This is a genomic window from Nocardioides hankookensis (assembly GCF_042658885.1).
GTDB classification, from domain to species: Bacteria; Actinomycetota; Actinomycetes; order Propionibacteriales; family Nocardioidaceae; genus Nocardioides; species Nocardioides hankookensis.
The window spans coordinates 453,048-470,297 of record NZ_JBHSRJ010000009.1 but is presented as its reverse complement, the minus strand read 5'-3'; the positions used below and the strand labels follow the sequence as shown (position 1 = coordinate 470,297).

Sequence of the window (17,250 nt, the reverse complement as noted above, 5' to 3'; positions counted from 1 at the left end):
GCATGCCAGACTGCTGGACTCGCGAGAAGATGAGCGTGCCGTGACCTGGGAGAGCAGGCGGCTCGGGAGGTGGGGAGTGGCACAGAAGTCCTCGCTCCTGCCTGCCGCGGGGATGCTCGTACTGACGGCGGTCTTCGGCGCCCTCGCGTTGTACGGCGCCCCGGAGGGCGGCGACGCCATCGGGATCTGGCCGGTCGCGCTCGCCTCGTCGACGCTGCTCGTCTCGAAGCGGCCGCCCACGGCGGTCGTGCTGGTGCTGGTCTTCGCGATCGCGTTCGGGACGATCTGGACGGAGCGCCCGGCGGACGTCGCGCTCGGGCTCGCTCTCGGCATCACCGCCGAGACGTGGGTGGTGTGGTGGATCCTGACCCAGGGCACCCGGGCCCGTCCGTCGCTCTACACCAACATCGACCTCGCTCGTTACATCAGCTCCGCCGCCATCGGGCACTTCGTGGTCGCGATCGCCGCGGTCCTGACCAGCGTCGCGACCGGCTGGGGCAACCCGTGGCTGCTCGGCCTGGCCGTCGGTACGTCGAGCCTCGCGTCGCAGCTCGCGGTGACGCCGTTCTTCTGCCGGCTGCGCCCGCACCGCGGCCTGGCGCCGACGATCGAGAGGTCCGCGCAGTGGGCGCTGATCCTGTCGGTCACGCCGATCGTCTTCCTGCTCGACGACTTCCCGGCGATGGTCTTCATGATCATGCCGGTGCTCGCGTGGGGTGCGCTGCGCAGCGGCGCGTACGAGTCGATCGCCCAGCTCTTCGTGACGCTCGGCTTCGCCATCGGCCTGACGACCCGCGGGCACGGACCGTTCGCCCACGTCGCCGAGCGCTACGGGCTGCCGGCCGACGTGCAGGGCATCCTGCTCTCGGTCTTCATCATCGACTGCGCGCTGGTGGTCGTGCCCTTCGTGCTCAGCGTCGGCGAGCAGGTCGAGAACGCCCGCCAGGTCGCCGCCGAGCGGGACCGGGTCCAGAGCATCGTCAACGGCACCACCGGTGTCGCCATCATCGGCTCCGACTCGATGGCCCGGATCACCCTCTTCAACCCGGGCGCCGAGCGGCTCCTCGGCTACACCGCTGAGGAGGTGCTCGGCCAGAGCTCGAGGATGCTGCACACCGATGCGGGGATCGCGGAGAAGGCGGCCGAGCTCGGACTGGCCCCCGACTTCACGGTCGTCGCGGCGGCGCTCATCGGCCGGGGGCCGAGCGACATGAAGTTCGTCCGCAAGGACGGCGAGGAGCGCAGCCACTCCATGTCGCTCAACCGCATCACCGACGACCGTGGCGAGGTGATCGGCTACGTCAGCACGTCCGAGGACATCACCGAGCGGGTCGAGGCCGAGAACCGGCTGGTCGAGGCCCTCGAGACCGAGCGCCAGGCCGTCGAGCGGCTGCGCGAGGTCGACCGGGTCAAGGACGCCTTCGTCTCCAGCGTCAGCCACGAGCTGCGGACGCCGATCACCAGCATCCTCGGCTACACCGAGATGCTCGAGGACGGCGCGTACGGCCGGCTCGAGGAGGAGCAGCTCGACGCGATCCGCCGGGTCGGCGCGAACAGCTCCCGGCTGCTGTCGCTGATCGACGACCTGCTGACCCTCTCCCGGATCCAGGACGGCGGTCTCGGGATGATCGACCGGATCGTCGACCTGCGCAAGGTCATCGCCGCCGCCTGCGCGGTCGTGGCCCCGTCGCTCGAGCGCCGGTCGCTGGAGCTCGAGGTCGCCCTCCCCGACGAGCCGGTCCCGTTCCTCGGCGACCGCGACATGCTCGAGCGGGTCGTCATCAACCTGGTCGGCAACGCCGTGAAGTTCACGCCCGAGGAGGGCCACGTCGCCGTCCGCCTGCTGGTCGGGCCGGAGGAGCTGGTCATCGAGGTGACGGACACCGGGATCGGCATCCCGAAGCACGAGCAGTCCCAGCTCTTCGCCCGCTTCTTCCGCTCGTCGCTCGCCCAGGAGGGCGCGATCCCCGGCAGCGGCCTGGGACTCTCGATCGCGCACGCGATCGTCGAGCAGCACGGCGGGTCGATGTCCGTCGACTCCGAGCAGGGCGAGGGGACGACGTTCCGCGTCCACCTGCCGGTGCTCGCGCCGGCGGTCTGACTCAGAGCCGCTTCTCGAACCACGCCTCGGCGTACGGGTTGTCGTTGTAGCGCTCGATCGGGTGGTAGCCGGCGCGGCCGTACATCTCGATCGCCTCGGTGAGCGTGCCGTTGGTGTCCAGCACGACCCGGTCGTGGCCGAGGCGTACGGCGAGGGCCTCGAGCTCGCGCAGCATCCGTGACCCCAGCCCGGCGCCGCGCCAGTCCTCGTGGACCCACATCCGCTTGATCTCGCCGGTCCCGGGGGCGATCTCGCGGACCCCGCCGTACGCGACCGGGCGGCCGCCGCTGGTGGCGACCAGGAAGGTGCCGGCGTGGTCGGGCTCGCCGGGGTCGAAGCCGTCCGGGAAGCGACGGTCCAGCTCGGCGAAGTAGCGGCCCGCCGCGTCGACCGCGGCCGGGTCGCTCGGGGCCACCTCGCGCAGGTGGATGGTCGCCGCACGCACCAGCAGGTCGGCGGTCGCGAGGGCGTCGACGAGCCGGGCACGCTGGCGCTCGGTCAGCGGCGCCACCAGCTGCCGGGCCAGCGCCTCGGAGCGGTCGTCGAGCTCGCGCCACGAGTCGCGCCCCGCCCGGGTCAGGGTCGCGACCCGCCGCCGACCGTCGGCCGGGTCGGGCGCGACCTCGACCAGGCCCTCCTCGCCCAGCCGCTTCAGCAGGCGGGTCAGGTAGCCCGAGTCCAGGCCCAGCCGGTCGCGCAGCTCGCGCACGCCCGCGCCGTCCGGGCCGATCTCGAAGAGCAGGCGGGAGACGCCGAGCGGTCGCCCGGTGCCGAGGAACGACTCGTCGAGCACTCCGATGCGCTGGGTGTAGGTGCGGTTGAAGCGGCGCAGGGTGTCGGCGCCGTCGGCGTCCATTCTCTGACCATAGTCAGAGGAATGGGGCGGTGTCGAGACGACGGCAGTGGGGGAGGGTGCAGGCATGCGTCCAGCCCTCGCCGCCGTCCTCGTCGTCCTGGTCGGCGCGCTCGGTCTCGCCGGGTGTGCCGGCTCCGACGACCCTGGCCTCGCCGATGACTCGGGCACCTCCGAGGTCACGGCGAGCCCGACACCCGCCACCACGCCGAGCCCCGCGCCGTCTCGGGGGGACACGGGGCAGACCTGCGCGGGTCTCTACCACCCGCCCGACCAGCTGGTGCCGCGGGCGATCGAGCTCGTCCACGGCAACACGACCGGAGACCCGGTCGCCGAGGCCGCCGACCTGGTCACCGGGCTCTCGAACGTGGCCGCGACCGCCGACCCGATGCTCGCCGCGGACATCGCCGTCGTGCGCATCTCGGTCGACACCCAGCGCGCCGCGGTGCAGTCGGGCGTCGAGAGCAGCCAGGACCTGACGTCCTTCGATGCCGCCGTCCGCCGGCTCGGCAAGGCGTGCGCGTCGTACGGCGAGTGAGAAATGCCGACAGCCCCCGACGTGACCGTCGGGGGCTGTCGTCTGGGGTGAGTAACGGGACTCGAACCCGCGACATCCGCCACCACAAGGCGGCGCTCTACCAGCTGAGCTATACCCACCAAGCCGGTCCCGGAGGACCGAGGAGAAAGTGTAGGGGAACTACTCGCCGTTCGTGGAATCGACCTGGGCGGCCGGGCCCTCGTCCCCGGTGAGGCCGGTGAGGGCGCCGCCGTGGCGCAGCGCGATGGCCTTGGCCACGTCGCTCTCCGGTCCGGGCGACGGCACGAAGACGGCCTCGCGGTAGTAGCGCAGCTCCTCGATGCTCTCCTGGATGTCGGCGAGCGCGCGGTGGTTGCCGCGCTTCGCGGGCGCCTGGAAGTACGCACGGGGGAACCAGCGGCGCGACAGCTCCTTGATCGAGGAGACGTCGACGATCCGGTAGTGGAGGAAGCTCTCCAGCGTCGGCATGTCGCGCGCCAGGAAGGCCCGGTCGGTGGCGACCGTGTTGCCGGCCAGCGGCGGGCGGCTGCCGTCGGGGCAGTGCTCCTTGATGTAGGCGAGCACACGCTCCTCGGCCTCGGCGAGGGTGAGCCCGAAGTCGAGCTCGCGCGACAGGCCGGACTTCTCGTGCATGTCGCGGACGAAGTCGTTCATCTGGTCGATCGCCTCGGGCGGTGGCTTGACGATGATGTCGATGCCCTGCCCGAGCACGTTGAGCTCGAAGTCGGTGACCAGGGCCGCGACCTCGATGAGCGCGTCGGCGCCGAGGTCGAGCCCGGTCATCTCACAGTCGATCCAGACGAGTCGGTCGTTCACGAGACGTCACCCTACGCCGAGGAGCCCCGGGGGCCGGTCGGCCCCGGGGCTCCCGGACGTCGTACGCGGGGAGGCTGACTAGCGGTAGTAGACCTCGGCGCGACGGTTCTTCCAGGCGGTGCTGCTGACCGGCTGCTGCATCGCCATGGCGACCTCCGAGACGACCTTGGACCGCACGCCGAGCCCGTCGAGGAAGGCCACGGTGGCCCGGGCGCGGCGTGCCGCGAGGGACCGCGAGGACGCACTGTTGTGGCCCGGCCCGAAGGTGTGGCCGTAGACGACCACCAGGTCGGCCTTCGCCAGCATCGGGGCGACCTTGCGCAGGGTGGAGCGACCGTCGGCGGTCAGCTGGGCGGAGTTGAACGCGAAGTAGATCGTCGCGCCCAGGTCCAGGCTGCGGCGGGTGCCGGCCGGCTTCGCCGGCACGGTGACCTTCACGGCGTCCGTGCGGACGACGTCACCGCCGTCGCGGACCTCGATGCGGCAGACGCCGCCGTCGATCAGCGCGACCTCGCCGTCGGCCTCACGGCACACGCCGGCCGGCGTCGCGACGACGCGGTACGCCGCCTCGCCCTTGCCCAGCACGGTCAGCAGGTCGGTGGCCTTGGCCTTCGCCGGGACGGCGGGGAAGCCCCACACCGGGAACGACGCCGCGACGGCGTCCGCGCCGGCCTGGGTCGCGTGCAGGCGGCAGCTGCCGGCGCCGGTCAGGCGGACGGCGCCCGCCTCGGTGGTCCGGCAGACCTTCGGGCTGACGGAGCGAACGGCGATCGCACCGGCGCCGGTGGACGTGGCCCTGGCCGACGTCGTACCGGCCGAGAGAGGCAGGCCGGCCGGGACCTTCAGGGTCAGCACGGGACGCTCGCCGGCGGGAGCCGCGGGAGCCGCGGGAGCCGCGGGGACCTCGGGCAGCGGCAGCACCTGGAAGGCACGGGTCACCGGGTCCGCGGCCAGGTAGTAGCCGGCCTCGGGTGCGTCGGCCTGCACCGAGCAGGTGCCCGGTGCCACGAGGACGGCCGTGGCGCCCGAGATGGTGCAGACGGCCGGGGTGGTGCTGGTGTAGACGACGACACCCGGGGGAGTGGGGATCCGGGCGGCGACGCGGATCGGCGCCGTGGACACGGTGGCGAGCAGCGGGACCGGGCCGTGGTCGACACGGGTGTCGGCGAGCGGCGGGAAGTCGATCTCCTGCGGGACGCCGCAGCCGCCGCGGGCGAGGGCGCCGGTGCGGCACATCGCGTTGGCGGTCGCGGGCGTGAGCGCGAGGATCGCCCCGGTCAAGGCGGTGAGGACGAGCAGGATGAGCCCGCGGCGACGCCGGGGCGCGGAGGTGCGCAGCATGAAGTCTCTCTCTGGATAGGTAGGTCTTGCAGATCGGCGCCGACCTCGCCGGACTGAGGACTCGGCAGGACCTTCGCCTCTCAGACACGGTTCAGCCTCAGCCCCTAGGGTCGGAGGCGTGAAGGAATGGGTCGGCCTCGTGCTGCGCGTCGTCGTCGGCGGGGTCTGGATCTTCGCGGCGGCCCTGAAGCTGCCCGACCCGGCGCAGAGCGTCGCCGCCGTCCGCGCCTACCAGCTGCTGCCGGCGAGCCTGGTGACCCCGGTCGGCCAGCTGCTGCCGGTGATCGAGATCGTCGTCGGCGTGATGCTCGTGATCGGGTTGCTGACCCGCGGTGCCGCGGTGATCTCCTCGATCCTCTTCGTTGCCTTCATCATCGGCATCGCCTCGGTGTGGGCGCGCGGGATCAACATCGACTGCGGCTGCTTCGGCGGCGGCGGTGCCGATCCCGACGCCGCCTCGCAGTACCCGTGGGAGATCGCCCGCGACGTCGCCCTGCTGGGGGCCTCCCTCTTCCTCGTCTGGCTGCCGTCGACCCGGCTCTCGCTGGACTCCGCCCTGTTCCGCCGTACGCCTGTGTCCGAAGGATCCTGATGTCGAAGAAGAACCGCGCCAACGACCGCGCCGCCCGTGCCGCCGCGGCGCTCGCCGAGCAGCAGCGCGAGGAGCGCCGCCGCCGCAACCTGATGATCGGCGGCGTCGTCGGAGTCATCCTGCTGATCGTGATCGGTGGCTACTTCGTCGCGCGCAGCCTCGACACCACGACGGACGTGACGGCCGATCCGCCCAGCTCGAGCAGCGACCTGGGCCTGACCATCGGACCGGACGACGCGCCCAACAAGGTCGTCATCTACGAGGACTTCCTCTGCCCCTACTGTGGTGACTTCGAGGCCGCCAGCCGCGACGACCTCGCGCAGCTGGCCGCCGACGGCAAGGTGCAGGTCGAGTACCGCCCCTTCGACTTCCTCGTCAGCCTCGGCGACTACTCGGCCCGCTCGGCCGGTGCGTTCTCGATCGTGCTCGACAAGTCCGGGCCCGAGATCGCCAAGAAGTTCCACGACCTGCTCTACGAGAACCAGCCCGACGAGAAGGGCCCGTTCCCGAAGAACGACGAGCTCGCCGACCTCGCCGTCAAGGCGGGCGCCGACGACGCCGCCGTACGGGACGCCATCGTGAACAACAAGGGCCAGGACTGGGTGGACAAGGCCACGCAGGCGGCGGCGTCCGCCGGGGTAGCGGGCACGCCGACGATCCTCCTCAACGGCGAGGTCTTCCAGGACGGACGCACCCAGGAGGACATCGCGAAGAACCTGATCTCGCAGCTGCAGTGACAGACTGCCGCCCGTGACGATCGCGGACTTCATCCAGCACCTGCCCAAGGCGGAGCTGCACGTGCACCACGTCGGCTCCGCCTCGCCTCGGATCGTGTCCGAGCTCGCGGAGCGCCACCCGGGCTCGGTGCCGAGCGACCCGGACGAGCTGCGCCGCTTCTTCGAGTTCCGCGACTTCGGCCACTTCATCGAGGTCTACCTCGCGGTGGTCGGCCTGATCCGGACGCCGGAGGACATCCGCTACCTCACCCACGAGATCGGCCGCGAGATGGCGACCGAGCAGGGCCTGCGGTACGCCGAGCTCACGTGCACGCCGTACACCTCGGTGCGCCCGGACAGCACCGAGCTCGGCATGCCGATCGAGGCCTACACGGAGGCGCTCGAGGACGCCCGGGTGGCGGTCGAGCGCGACTTCGGGCTCGTGCTGCGATGGATCTACGACATCCCGGGGGAGTCGGGCGTGCCCTCGGCCGACGCCACCCTCGACTACGCGCTCCACCATCGCACCGACGCGCTCGTCGGCTTCGGGTTGGGAGGGCCCGAGATCGGGGTGCCGCGGCCGCAGTTCCAGCCGCACTTCGACGCGGCCCGCGCCGCCGGGCTGCACAGCGTCCCGCACGCCGGCGAGACCACCGGACCCGAGACGGTCTGGCACGCGCTGCGGCTGCTCGGGGCGGAGCGGATCGGCCACGGCACGTGGTCGGCACAGGACCCGGAGCTGCTCGCGCACCTCGCCGAGACCGGCATCCCGCTCGAGGTCTGCCCGTCCTCGAACATCGCGACCCGCGCGGTCGCGAGCCTCGACGAGCACCCGATCCGGGCGTTCCGCGACGCGGGCGTCACCTTCACCGTGAACTCCGACGACCCGCCGATGTTCGGCACCACGCTGAACCGCGAGTACGAGATCGCCGCCGACCTCCTCGACCTCGACGAGACGGGCGTGGCCGACCTGGCACGCAGCGCCGTGCGCGCGTCGTTCGCGGAGGACGCCGTCAAGGAGCGGATCCTGACCGAGATCGACGAGTACGCCGCCGGCGCGTCCTGAAATGAATGAGGCCCCGCGAGCTCATACCAAGCGGGGCCGTGTCCTTTCTATCCCCCGGCGGCCCCGAATCGACGCATTGACGCGCGTGTCGACCCGGTCACAGAAGTAAGGTTGCCGGCTATGGGAGAGGGACCTATCCGGGTCGCGGTCGTGAACGACTACGAGATCGTCGTTGCCGGCGTCGCGGCGATGCTCGCACCGCATCGCGACCGCATCAGCATCGTCGAGCTGGACTCGAGCCTGCCGGTCATCAGCGACGTCGACGTGATCCTCTACGACACGTTCGCGGCCATCCAGGGCGACGGCGTCGACCTGGACGTCCTCGTGCACGGGGGCGACGCCCGGGTCGTCATCTTCAGCTGGAACGTCGACGACCAGCTGGTGCGCACCGCCATCGAGCGCGGCGCCGCCGGCTACCTCTCCAAGGGCCTCGACGCCGAGCAGGTCGTCGCGGGCATCGAGGCGGCGCACCGGGGCGAGACCGTCACGCCGGCGGAGAGCAATGTCGCGGACCGCTCGGCCTCCGGCGAGTGGCCGGGTCGGGAGTTCGGGCTGAGCGCGCGGGAGGCGGAGGTGCTCGCGCTGATCACCCAGGGCCTGAGCAACCAGGAGATCGCCGAGCGCACCTATCTCTCGATCAACTCGGTGAAGACCTACATCCGAACGGCGTACCGCAAGGTCGACGTCACCCGCCGCTCGCAGGCGGTCGCCTGGGGGATGCGGCACGGCTTCGAGCCGGACCGGATGCGCAGCGTGGTCCCGCCCTCCCACCGCTGAGCGCTAACGCAGCTGGCGCAGGTAGCCGGCGGTGGTGCGTACGTCGCGCAGCCGGCTCTCCCAGGTGATGCCGACGACGGTGAGCAGCGTGCCGGCGATCCCGATCAGCACCCACTGCGGCACCGTCGCGGCGTACGGCGCGAGCTCGCGCAGCACCAGGACGCCGCCGACCGCCGCCCCGACGACGAGCGGTGCGCTCCACCGGAGCCGGGTGCCGAGCAGCACGAGCGTCAGGCAGGCGCCGCCGAGCAGCACCGCGCGGGGCGACACCGGCTCGACGAGCACCCACAGCAGGGACGGCACCGTGGCGAGCACCAGGCCGGGGCCGAGCGCGTGCTGGGTCGAGACCGTCGGGTCGCGGCGCAGCTGCACCAGACCCACGACGAGCAGTGCCCCCGCGATCGGCAGCGTGTAGGCCTCGGGTGCCTCGACCCCGAGGTCGGCCAGCCGGACCCAGGTCGCGAGCGCCAGCAGCGCGCCGCCCGGCCAGGCGAAGATCCGCCGGTCGGGGTGGACCAGGGCGCTCGCCACCACCAGCGCACCCGCGACCGTGAGGTGGACGGCCAGCGAGGTGGCCTGGTCCCCGGCCACGGCGACCGCGCCGGAGGCCGCGAGGAAGCCGGTCGCCGCGGCGCCGGTCTCGACCTCCGGGGCGGCGATCGCGATCGCCAACAGCCCGACGACGACCAGCACCGGGAGCCCGCGCCACTCGGTGGAGACGTCGAGCGCGGCGAGCGTGGACCAGACGAAGGCGCCGCCGGCCATCGGCAGCACGAGCCCACCCGCCTCCGCTGCGCCGTCGAAGGTCCCGCGCCAACGGGTGAGGACCGCTGCGCCCACGACCAGGGCCGCCACCAGCGCGGTCAGGGTGGCGCTCGGCAGCGCGACGACGCCGGCGGCCGCCAGGACCGCTCCGCCGGTGCCGGTCTCGCCCGGTCCACGCCGTACGCCGACGAGCGCAGCGCCCAGGGCGGCGAGGGCGGCGGTGACGACCCAGAGCGGGACCGGGTGGAGGGCGAGGGTGCCGACGATGCCGACGGCGACGATCACGCCGCCGGCGACCACGTGGCCCGGCGTACGTCGCACGAGCGCCAGCCCAGCCGCGACCAGCGCCGCGACTCCCACGGCCAACAGGGCGGGCGCGGCGTCCAGGACGGGATCGTCCAGCCGGAGGTCGAGGGTGCCGGCGAAGGGCGAGGTGGTGTCGAGGGCGTTGGCGACGGCAGCGGGCGTGAGCACGAGCACGACGGCCGCCACGGGCAGAGCGCCCAGCGCCATCGAGACCATGGGGACGACCCGCCACCGCGGCGGCACCACCAACGTGACGACCGTCCAGACCGTGAGGGCGGCCAGGCCCGCGAGGGCGAGCACCGTCGGGCCCTCGTCGAGGGCCGGCAGCGCCACGAGGAAGGTCAGCATGGCGATCGACGTGGTGATCAGCGCCCGCACCAGTGCGTCCTGGGTCCGCACGACGAGAAGGGGGAGGAGCAGCAGCAGGGCGGCGACCAGGAACGGGTAGCCGTGCCCGTCCAGCCAGAGCCCGCCCCAGGTGGTGTGGTCTGCCGCCTCGCTCAGCCCGGACACGGCGAACCAGAACCACCACCACGCGCCGCCGACCGCCGCCGACACCCAGAGGACGACCAGCCCGGTCCGGCGCGTGGTGGCGGCGAGGACGGCGTACGCCACGGCGACGAGAGCGGCCACCAGCTGTGGGCGTTCGGTCGTGACCGCGATCCCGAGACCGAGGGTCGAGACGACGACCGCCGCGAACAGCTGCGGCGCCACGAGCCGGGTGGTCACGCTCAAAGCGAGCCCGGCGACGAGGACGGTCGCGCTGGCCACGGAGACGAGAGCGGCCGGGTCGAGGCCGCCGAGCCACCCGGCGTTGTCCGCGCCGACCACGTCGAGGATCAGGAGCCCGAGCGAGACGGTGATCAGCGACTCGGCTGCCACCTGGAGGCCGCGCCTCCCGAGGACCACGCCCAGGCCTCCGCTGGTCGCGGTCAGTGCGACCAGGACCGCCGTACGACCGCCGACGCCGAGCCAGGTCCATGCCACGGCCAGGAAGATGACGGCCGCGACCAGGAGGCACAGGGCACCGAGCGAGAGCAGGATCCGCGGCACCGAGGCACCGCTGAGGCCACGAGGCTGTCGCGGCAGGACCGCTGGTGCGGGGTACGCCGTCCGCTCGACCGCCGCCGGCATCGCGACGGATGCAGCCTGGAGCTGGGTGAGCAGGCCGTCGGCGGTCGTGAGCGTCTGGAACAGCTCGGCGGCCAGCGGGTGCCCGAGGTCGAGACCGCAACCGGGACAGCGGGAGACCTGGACGGGCAGTCGGGTCCCGCAGCTGGGACACACGAACGGATCGGCGAAGCGAGGCATGCGGTCATTGACCCACCCGGCGTACTCAGCCCGCCTGAGTACGGATCCCTAGATGGCGCCCCCGGCAGGACTCGAACCTGCGACCTAGAGATTAGAAGGCTCTTGCTCTATCCAGCTGAGCTACAGGGGCGTGGGGTGGAAGAACTGTCGAGAAGGCATCTGGGTGTCAGTTGCTGATCCTGGCCGTTCACTCGCCCCGCCGCGAAGTCTAGAGGTTGCTCTCCGGCCCGTTCTGCACGCCGTCGCCCCACCGACATCCGTCATGAGTGCGGCGTCAGCAGGTCGAGGAGACCCGATAGGTGACGTTGGAGGTCCACGATCCCGCGCCACTGTCACCGTCCTCGTACTCCACCCGGAGCGGACCCGACGACGCGCCGTCTGCGCCGTGCAGCTGCACGATGAAGTTGGTGTCCGCGCCGTCGCCAGGCTCGATCGTCGCGCCGATCGCGGGGGTCCGGTCCTCCCAGAGCGCTTCGACGTCCGCGTCGTCCGGTCCGAAGTCCGGCGGGTCCCCGGTCCACACTCCGAACTCCCCGACGGGCCGGTCAGGGCCCAGCGTGACGACCGAGGTGTCGACCAGGTCCAGTCCCTTGGCGCCGTCGAGCTCGACCGAGGTGATCGTGACCGGGGCGTCACCGGTGTTCTGAGCGGTCGCGACCCCGACGACGTACGACGGCCCGCCATCGGCGGGGACGCAGATCTCGCGCTCCGACGCGGGGCCCGTCAACGCGTCGACCTGGTCGGAGTCGTCGCACCCGAGCAGCGCAACGATCAGAAGCGCAGTCACGGCCGAGGTCCGCACTCCCGCCGGCCGAAGGCGGTGCCTCGGCTCGTGGCGCCGCCGCTCACAGCCCTCTCGTCGCGCTGCGACGAGCACGGCTCGACCCTCCTCGCGGCGATGGTGCACCGATCCATCATGCCTGGCCAGGATCGGCGAGGACGCCACCCGAGGAGGGACCGTTCAGGCGGCTGCCAGGACCGGCTCGTCGATCGTCGCACCGACCGCGGCGTCGGCGAGAGCCGTACGCAGTCGACGCTGTGAGAGCGACACCAGGCTGAGGGCGCAGGCCATCGCCGTGACCGTGACGGCGAACGCCGCGGTGTAGCCGTGCGCGTCGGCGAGGCGGCCGGCGACGCTGGAGCCGAGGGCGTAGCCGACGCCGGTGGCGCTGGCGAGGACGGTCATCGCGGTGGCGACCCGGCCGGGGGAGACGACCCGCTCGGCGAGGGTGAAGACGCCGATCATGAACGGCGCGACCGCGCAGCCGAGCAGGGCGACGGCGGCGACCAGGGCCGGGAGGCTGCCGACGAGCAGCAGCGGCAGCGAGAGCAGGAGCAGCGCACCGGCGGCGACCAGGATGCGGCGCTCGGGGCCGAAGCGTTCGGGGATGTACGCCGTGGCGATGCCGGCGAGCGCGCTGCCGAGGCCGAGGGTGGCGTGCACGAGACCGGCGATGCCGGGCTGGCCGACCTCGGTGGCGAGCACGGTCGTGCCGGTCTGGGTGGCGCCGAAGAGCGTGCCGATCAGCAGCTGGGCCGAGACGAGCACGACCAGGACCGGGGTCACCAGGCGGCCGGTGGGCAGCGCGGCACCCTGACCACGCACGACCCGGGCGGTGCGGTGCAGCGCGAACGCCGTACCGAAGACGGCGAGCAGCGCGGCCGCGAGCAGCAGCGCGCCGCCGGGGGAGACCAGCACGACGCCGAGGCCGACGAGGGCCGGGCCGATCGCGAACGACGCCTCGTCGGCGGCGCCCTCGTAGGAGAACGCCACGTCGACGAGCCGGCGCTGCTGGGCACCGGTGCGTGCCGTGATCGGGCGCCACCGGACCCGCGCGAGAGGGCCGACCTGCGGCATCGCGAGCCCGGCGAGGGCGGCGGTGCCGACGATCGCGGCGTCGGAGGCGCCGGCGTGCACCAGCGCGACCAGGAGGGTCAGGGAGGCGGCGCCGGCTATCGACTGCACCAGCACCACGTGGCGCTGGCCGACCCGGTCCGCCAGCGACCCGGCGAACGGCGCGCCGATCGCGTTGGCGACGGCCAGGGCGCCGGCGGCGAGACCACCGAGGCCGTAGCTGCCGGTGGCCTCGGAGACGAGGAGGAGGGTGCCGAGCTGGCTCATGGCCAGCGGGAGCCGTGCGAGGAACGCGACGACGACGTACGGCGTGCCGGCGAGCTCGAAGAGCCGCCGGTAGGAGGCGAGGGGTGACACGGTCGGTGCCTTTCGGGTGCGTCTGTACGACGCGCCGAACCCACCTCCAAGACGCGTGAAACCCTCTGCACCCCCATCGTACGACGCACCGCCGCGGGCCACCCATTCGCGGACGCTCAGGCGACGGGCATTTCTGCCGATCCGTGAACAGGCCGGGCCTCCGGTCGGCACCCTTGTCCAGACCGGTCCGAGAGGAGCACCGTGCGATCGTCAGCCGCCCGCGGCAGCCTCGCGCTGCTGCTGCTGCTGCTGCTGCTGCTGCTCGCGACCCTGCTGACCGGACCGACCCCAGGCGCCACGGCGGCGCGGGAGCCGCTCGCCCCCTCGGTCGAGGTGTGGCAGGCGGCCGAGCCGGCGTACGCCGAGAACCCGACGAACCCGCTCGCCGGCCGCGTGTGGGGCGTCTACCAGGGTCCGCAGGACCAGGTGTCGGGTCCGTTCCTGAAGGCCCGTGGCACCAAGGCCGCGCTGCTCTCCAAGCTCGGGCTGCGACCGCGGACCAAGTGGTTCGGGGGCTGGGTCCCCGACTCCAGCATCCGGTCCACCGTCGAGAAGCACATCGCCTCGGCCCAGGCCGGCGACCCCGAGAAGCTCGTGCAGATCGCGGTCTTCCGGATGAAGCCGTGGGAGCAGGAGGGCTGCGAGCGCCGGTCCACCGCCGCCGAGAAGCGCAGCTATCGCCGCTGGATCAACCAGCTCGCCGCGGGCATCGCGGACACCCCGATGCTGGTGGTGATGCAGCCGGACGGCCCGTTCCTGTGGTGCGTCCCGGACCGCCCCGCCAAGGCCCGCCTGCTCACCTGGGCCACCCGCACGCTCTCGGCCCTGCCGCGCACCAGCGTCTACATCGACGCCGGTGCCGCCGACTGGTGCCAGAACGGCTACGGCGCGGACCCGGAGCGGTGTGCCGCGCTCCTGGAGCGCACCGGCATCGAGTACGCGCGCGGCTTCGCCCTGGACTCGACGCACTACAACGGCCCGGACGCCAACATCGCCCAGGGCGCGAGCATCGTCGGGATCCTCCAGCGCGACGGGTACGGCGACAAGCACTTCATCCTCGACACCGCCAAGAGCGGTCGCCCGATGGCCTGGCCCGACGTGATCCCGGCCCGCAAGGGCGATCTCAAGGACAACGCCCGCGTCTGCCGGACCGCGGCGCAGACCCGCTGCGTCACGCTCGGCATCCCGCCGACGGTCCGCACCGCGGCCCCGGACTGGGGGCTCACCGAGGAGAACCGGACGACCGCCCGGCGCTACGTCGACGGGTTCGTGTGGTTCGGTCGGCCGTGGCTCTACAACCAGGCCGACCCGTTCGTGATGAAGCGCGCGATCACCATGGCGCGGTCGACGCCGTGGCCGGGACCCCTGCTGCCGACCCCCTGACCGCGATCAGGCCAGCGCCTGGGTGCCGATCAGCGCGGTGACCGCCGAGGTCAGGACGGTCGTGGCGACGACGAAGCCGACCGTGGTCATCAGGCCGAGGAGCTTGCGGGCGGGCGACGACTCGTGCGGGAAGAGCGCGCGCTTGACGCGGCCCAGCCCGTGGCCGAGCAGCCCGAGCGCGTGCCGCGCCCAGTCGTACTCGAGCGCGAGCAGCGCGAAGCCCAGGGCGATCACCACGAGCCCCGGACCGGGGAGCACCAGCATCGCGACGCCCGCGGCGATGACCAGCGGACCGCCGACCGTGACCATGACCTTCACCACAGCGGCCCGCACAGGGCCGGCGTCGGACCACGCCTCGATCCGGGTCAGCAGAGCGTGGGCACGGGGCGAGAGCGAGTGGTCGGCGGGCACGCCTCAGGGTGGCAGCCCGGTCTGAGAGGCGTCTGAGCGAGTTTGGATCGCTCCGCCGAGCCCTTTACCGTCGAGGAGTCCCGGCAGACCGGGACCGCCCGCAGCCACGCCGAGCCCCGTCCGGCTGCGTGTGACTCGAGTTCCGAGGACGGGGACGGGGGACCCAGGTCTCCGGGTCGTACGACGACCCTCGGGGTGAAGCCGCACCCGTGCGGCCGGGCCACTCTCCGCCCGAACCCGACAGCTAACTCCGCAGGCGTCGAGGAGAACCCATGCGCATGCGCACTCTCGTGTCCGCGGCTGCCCTGACGGCGGCCACCATCACGCCCGTCGTCGCCACCACGACGACGGCCGACGCGGCCTCCACCCGCACCTGGGACCGGATCGCCCATTGCGAGTCCGGCGGCCGCTGGCACATCAACACCGGCAACGGCTACTACGGCGGTCTCCAGATCAGCAGGTCCACCTGGAACGGGTACGGCGGCCGGAAGTTCGCCCACCTCCCGAGCCGCGCGACCAAGCGCGAGCAGATCCGGGTCGCCGAGCGGATCCAGGACGGCCAGGGCTGGGGCGCCTGGCCCAGCTGCGCCTGATCCGGGCCTGATCAGCCTGATCAGCTGACGAGACGGGCCGCCTGCGTGCTCAGCCGCGCAGGCGGTCCATCCACTCCTCGACCTCGGTCGAGGTGCGGGGGAGGGCGGCCGACAGGTTGGTCGACCCGTCCGCCGTGATCAGGAGGTCGTCCTCGATCCGGATGCCGATGCCGCGCAGCTCCTCCGGCACCAGGAGGTCGTCCTCCTGGAAGTACAGCCCCGGCTCGACGGTGAGGACCATGCCCTCGACCAGGGTGCCCTCGGCGTACGACTCGGGTGCGGCCTGGCCGCAGTCGTGCACGTCCATGCCGAGCATGTGGCTGGTGCCGTGCAGCGTCCAGCGGGCGTAGACCCGGCTCTCGGGGTCGAGCGCCTCCTCGGCAGAGACCGGCAGCAGCTTCAGGTCCTCGAGCCCGTGCGCCAGCACGTCCATGGCCGCGTTGTGGCCGACCCGGAACGCCTCCCCCGGCTTGAGCGCCTCGATGCCGGCCTGCTGGGCGGCGTGGACGAGGTCGTAGAGCTCGCGCTGGAGCGGCGTGAAGCGGCCGTCGATCGGCAGCGTGCGGGTCACGTCAGCCGTGTAGAGCGAGGTGTTCTCGACGCCCATGTCGAGCAGCACGAGCTCGCCCGGCGTGATCGGGCCGGTGTTGTCGATCCAGTGCAGCGTGGTCGCGTGCTTGCCGCCGCCGACGATCGAGTCGTAGCCGATGTCGTTGCCCATCGTGCGGGCCCGGCGGAAGAAGGTGCCCTCGATCCAGCGCTCGCCGAACTCGAGCACGCGGTCCCACTCGCGCACGACGTCCTCGAAGCCGAGCGTCGTGATGTCGCACGCCTCCTGGAGCTGCTCGACCTCCCACTCGTCCTTGACCAGGCGCAGCTCGGACGCGACCCGCGCGAGCTCCGGGTCGGTCGTCAGGTCGCGGGTCTTGGGGCCGTCGTCGAAGGACGGCAGGTCGTCGATGTGGCGGACCTCGAGGCCGAGCGAGTCCGACATCTCCTTGAGCGACGGACGGCGGCCGGCCCAGAGCTCGCCGTACTGCCGGTCGCGGAAGAACTCGTCGGTCTCGCGCGAGGAGCGGGGCCGGGCGTAGAGGACCGACTCGCCGTCGGCGACCACCAGGACGGCGTCGCTGGTCTGGTTGCCGGAGAAGTAGGTGTGGGCGGTGTCGGGACGGAAGCGGTAGTCGGTGTCGTAGGCGCGCACCTTGTAGGTCCCGGCCGGGAGCACCAGCCGCTCGCCCGGGAACGCCTCCGCGAGCCGCTGCCGGCGCTGCGCCGCCGGGCCCGCGACGGCCGCGACCGGGAGGTCGAGCTCACGGTCGCCCCAGCCCTCGCGCATGAACGCGGCGTACGCCGCGGGGACGGCCGGGTCGTGCGACTCGGTCTTGGGCTCGGTGCTGGCCGCTGGACTGGACTGGTTCTCGCTCACAGGCTCACTGTACGCCGGGAATCCGGCCCTCCGGATCACC

The 17,250-nt window shown here is 72.5% G+C and carries 16 protein-coding genes, 2 tRNA genes and 1 riboswitch; of the genes, 8 read left to right on the top strand and 10 right to left on the bottom strand.

Translation table 11 applies throughout. From position 1 onward, the window contains the following. Positions 1-76 precede the first annotated feature (76 nt). Entirely contained in the window at positions 77-2,101 is a 2,025-nt protein-coding gene (locus ACFPYL_RS21685) for an ATP-binding protein (protein WP_379159408.1), read from the top strand. A 1-nt stretch (position 2,102) separates the two neighbouring features. Here the strand turns inward: ACFPYL_RS21685 and ACFPYL_RS21680 are convergent, their stop codons facing one another. Next, a complete protein-coding gene (locus tag ACFPYL_RS21680; protein ID WP_379159405.1) occupies positions 2,103-2,957 on the bottom strand; it encodes a bifunctional helix-turn-helix transcriptional regulator/GNAT family N-acetyltransferase in 855 nt (284 codons plus the stop codon). A 64-nt stretch (positions 2,958-3,021) separates the two neighbouring features. On the opposite strand from ACFPYL_RS21680, the gene ACFPYL_RS21675 reads away from it, so the two are divergent. Further along, complete coding sequence (locus ACFPYL_RS21675) at positions 3,022-3,492, top strand: hypothetical protein (RefSeq protein WP_379159402.1); 471 nt, start codon at positions 3,022-3,024, stop codon at positions 3,490-3,492. Positions 3,493-3,535: 43 nt separating this feature from the next. On the opposite strand, the gene ACFPYL_RS21670 is transcribed toward ACFPYL_RS21675, so the two are convergent. The 3 genes from ACFPYL_RS21670 to ACFPYL_RS21660 all read right to left on the bottom strand — a co-directional run bounded on the left by ACFPYL_RS21670 (position 3,536) and on the right by ACFPYL_RS21660 (position 5,649). After that, positions 3,536-3,611 (bottom strand) — tRNA-His (locus tag ACFPYL_RS21670). Between the two features lie 40 nt (positions 3,612-3,651). Further along, complete coding sequence (orn, locus tag ACFPYL_RS21665; protein WP_379159399.1) at positions 3,652-4,308, bottom strand: oligoribonuclease; 657 nt, start codon at positions 4,306-4,308, stop codon at positions 3,652-3,654. A 78-nt stretch (positions 4,309-4,386) separates the two neighbouring features. Further along, positions 4,387-5,649, bottom strand: a complete 1,263-nt coding sequence (locus tag ACFPYL_RS21660; protein ID WP_379159396.1) for an OmpA family protein — start codon at positions 5,647-5,649, stop codon at positions 4,387-4,389. Positions 5,650-5,767: 118 nt separating this feature from the next. Here ACFPYL_RS21660 and ACFPYL_RS21655 point away from each other — a divergent pair, with 118 nt between their 5' ends. The 4 genes from ACFPYL_RS21655 (at position 5,768) to ACFPYL_RS21640 (ending at position 8,800) form a co-directional block, all read left to right on the top strand. Then, positions 5,768-6,241 (top strand): MauE/DoxX family redox-associated membrane protein, encoded by a 474-nt coding sequence (locus tag ACFPYL_RS21655; RefSeq protein WP_379159393.1) that lies wholly within the window; start codon positions 5,768-5,770, stop codon positions 6,239-6,241. Next, positions 6,241-6,978: a DsbA family protein gene (locus tag ACFPYL_RS21650; RefSeq protein WP_379159390.1), complete on the top strand. Its 738-nt coding sequence runs from the start codon at positions 6,241-6,243 to the stop codon at positions 6,976-6,978. The genes ACFPYL_RS21655 and ACFPYL_RS21650 overlap by 1 nt, the downstream gene beginning before the upstream one ends. Before the next feature lie 13 nt (positions 6,979-6,991). Further along, the gene (locus tag ACFPYL_RS21645; protein WP_379159387.1) at positions 6,992-8,023 is read left to right on the top strand and encodes an adenosine deaminase; all 1,032 of its coding nucleotides are present in this window, start codon (positions 6,992-6,994) and stop codon (positions 8,021-8,023) included. A gap of 120 nt (positions 8,024-8,143) precedes the next feature. Then, positions 8,144-8,800, top strand: coding sequence for a response regulator transcription factor (locus tag ACFPYL_RS21640; RefSeq protein ID WP_379159384.1), 657 nt, complete (start codon positions 8,144-8,146; stop codon positions 8,798-8,800). 3 nt (positions 8,801-8,803) lie between these two features. On the opposite strand, the gene ACFPYL_RS21635 is transcribed toward ACFPYL_RS21640, so the two are convergent. From ACFPYL_RS21635 to ACFPYL_RS21620, 4 genes are all read right to left on the bottom strand, one after another. After that, positions 8,804-11,182, bottom strand: coding sequence for an SCO7613 C-terminal domain-containing membrane protein (locus tag ACFPYL_RS21635; protein ID WP_379159381.1), 2,379 nt, complete (start codon positions 11,180-11,182; stop codon positions 8,804-8,806). A gap of 53 nt (positions 11,183-11,235) precedes the next feature. Beyond that, positions 11,236-11,312 (bottom strand) — tRNA-Arg (locus ACFPYL_RS21630). Positions 11,313-11,456: 144 nt separating this feature from the next. After that, the gene (locus ACFPYL_RS21625; RefSeq protein ID WP_379159378.1) at positions 11,457-11,969 is read right to left on the bottom strand and encodes a hypothetical protein; all 513 of its coding nucleotides are present in this window, start codon (positions 11,967-11,969) and stop codon (positions 11,457-11,459) included. Positions 11,970-12,143: 174 nt separating this feature from the next. Continuing rightward, positions 12,144-13,394: an MFS transporter gene (locus ACFPYL_RS21620; RefSeq protein ID WP_379159375.1), complete on the bottom strand. Its 1,251-nt coding sequence runs from the start codon at positions 13,392-13,394 to the stop codon at positions 12,144-12,146. A gap of 201 nt (positions 13,395-13,595) precedes the next feature. Here ACFPYL_RS21620 and ACFPYL_RS21615 point away from each other — a divergent pair, with 201 nt between their 5' ends. Beyond that, on the top strand, positions 13,596-14,777 hold the full coding sequence (locus ACFPYL_RS21615; protein ID WP_379159372.1) for a glycoside hydrolase family 6 protein: 1,182 nt from the start codon (positions 13,596-13,598) through the stop codon (positions 14,775-14,777). Between the two features lie 6 nt (positions 14,778-14,783). On the opposite strand, the gene ACFPYL_RS21610 is transcribed toward ACFPYL_RS21615, so the two are convergent. Then, positions 14,784-15,188, bottom strand: a complete 405-nt coding sequence (locus ACFPYL_RS21610; RefSeq protein ID WP_379159369.1) for a PGPGW domain-containing protein — start codon at positions 15,186-15,188, stop codon at positions 14,784-14,786. A 130-nt stretch (positions 15,189-15,318) separates the two neighbouring features. After that, positions 15,319-15,462: riboswitch (cyclic di-AMP (ydaO/yuaA leader) on the top strand. 4 nt (positions 15,463-15,466) lie between these two features. On the opposite strand from ACFPYL_RS21610, the gene ACFPYL_RS21605 reads away from it, so the two are divergent. After that, positions 15,467-15,781: a transglycosylase family protein gene (locus ACFPYL_RS21605; protein ID WP_379159366.1), complete on the top strand. Its 315-nt coding sequence runs from the start codon at positions 15,467-15,469 to the stop codon at positions 15,779-15,781. Positions 15,782-15,830: 49 nt separating this feature from the next. Here the strand turns inward: ACFPYL_RS21605 and ACFPYL_RS21600 are convergent, their stop codons facing one another. Then, a complete protein-coding gene (locus tag ACFPYL_RS21600; RefSeq protein ID WP_379159363.1) occupies positions 15,831-17,210 on the bottom strand; it encodes an aminopeptidase P family protein in 1,380 nt (459 codons plus the stop codon). Between the last annotated feature and the right edge of the window lie 40 nt (positions 17,211-17,250).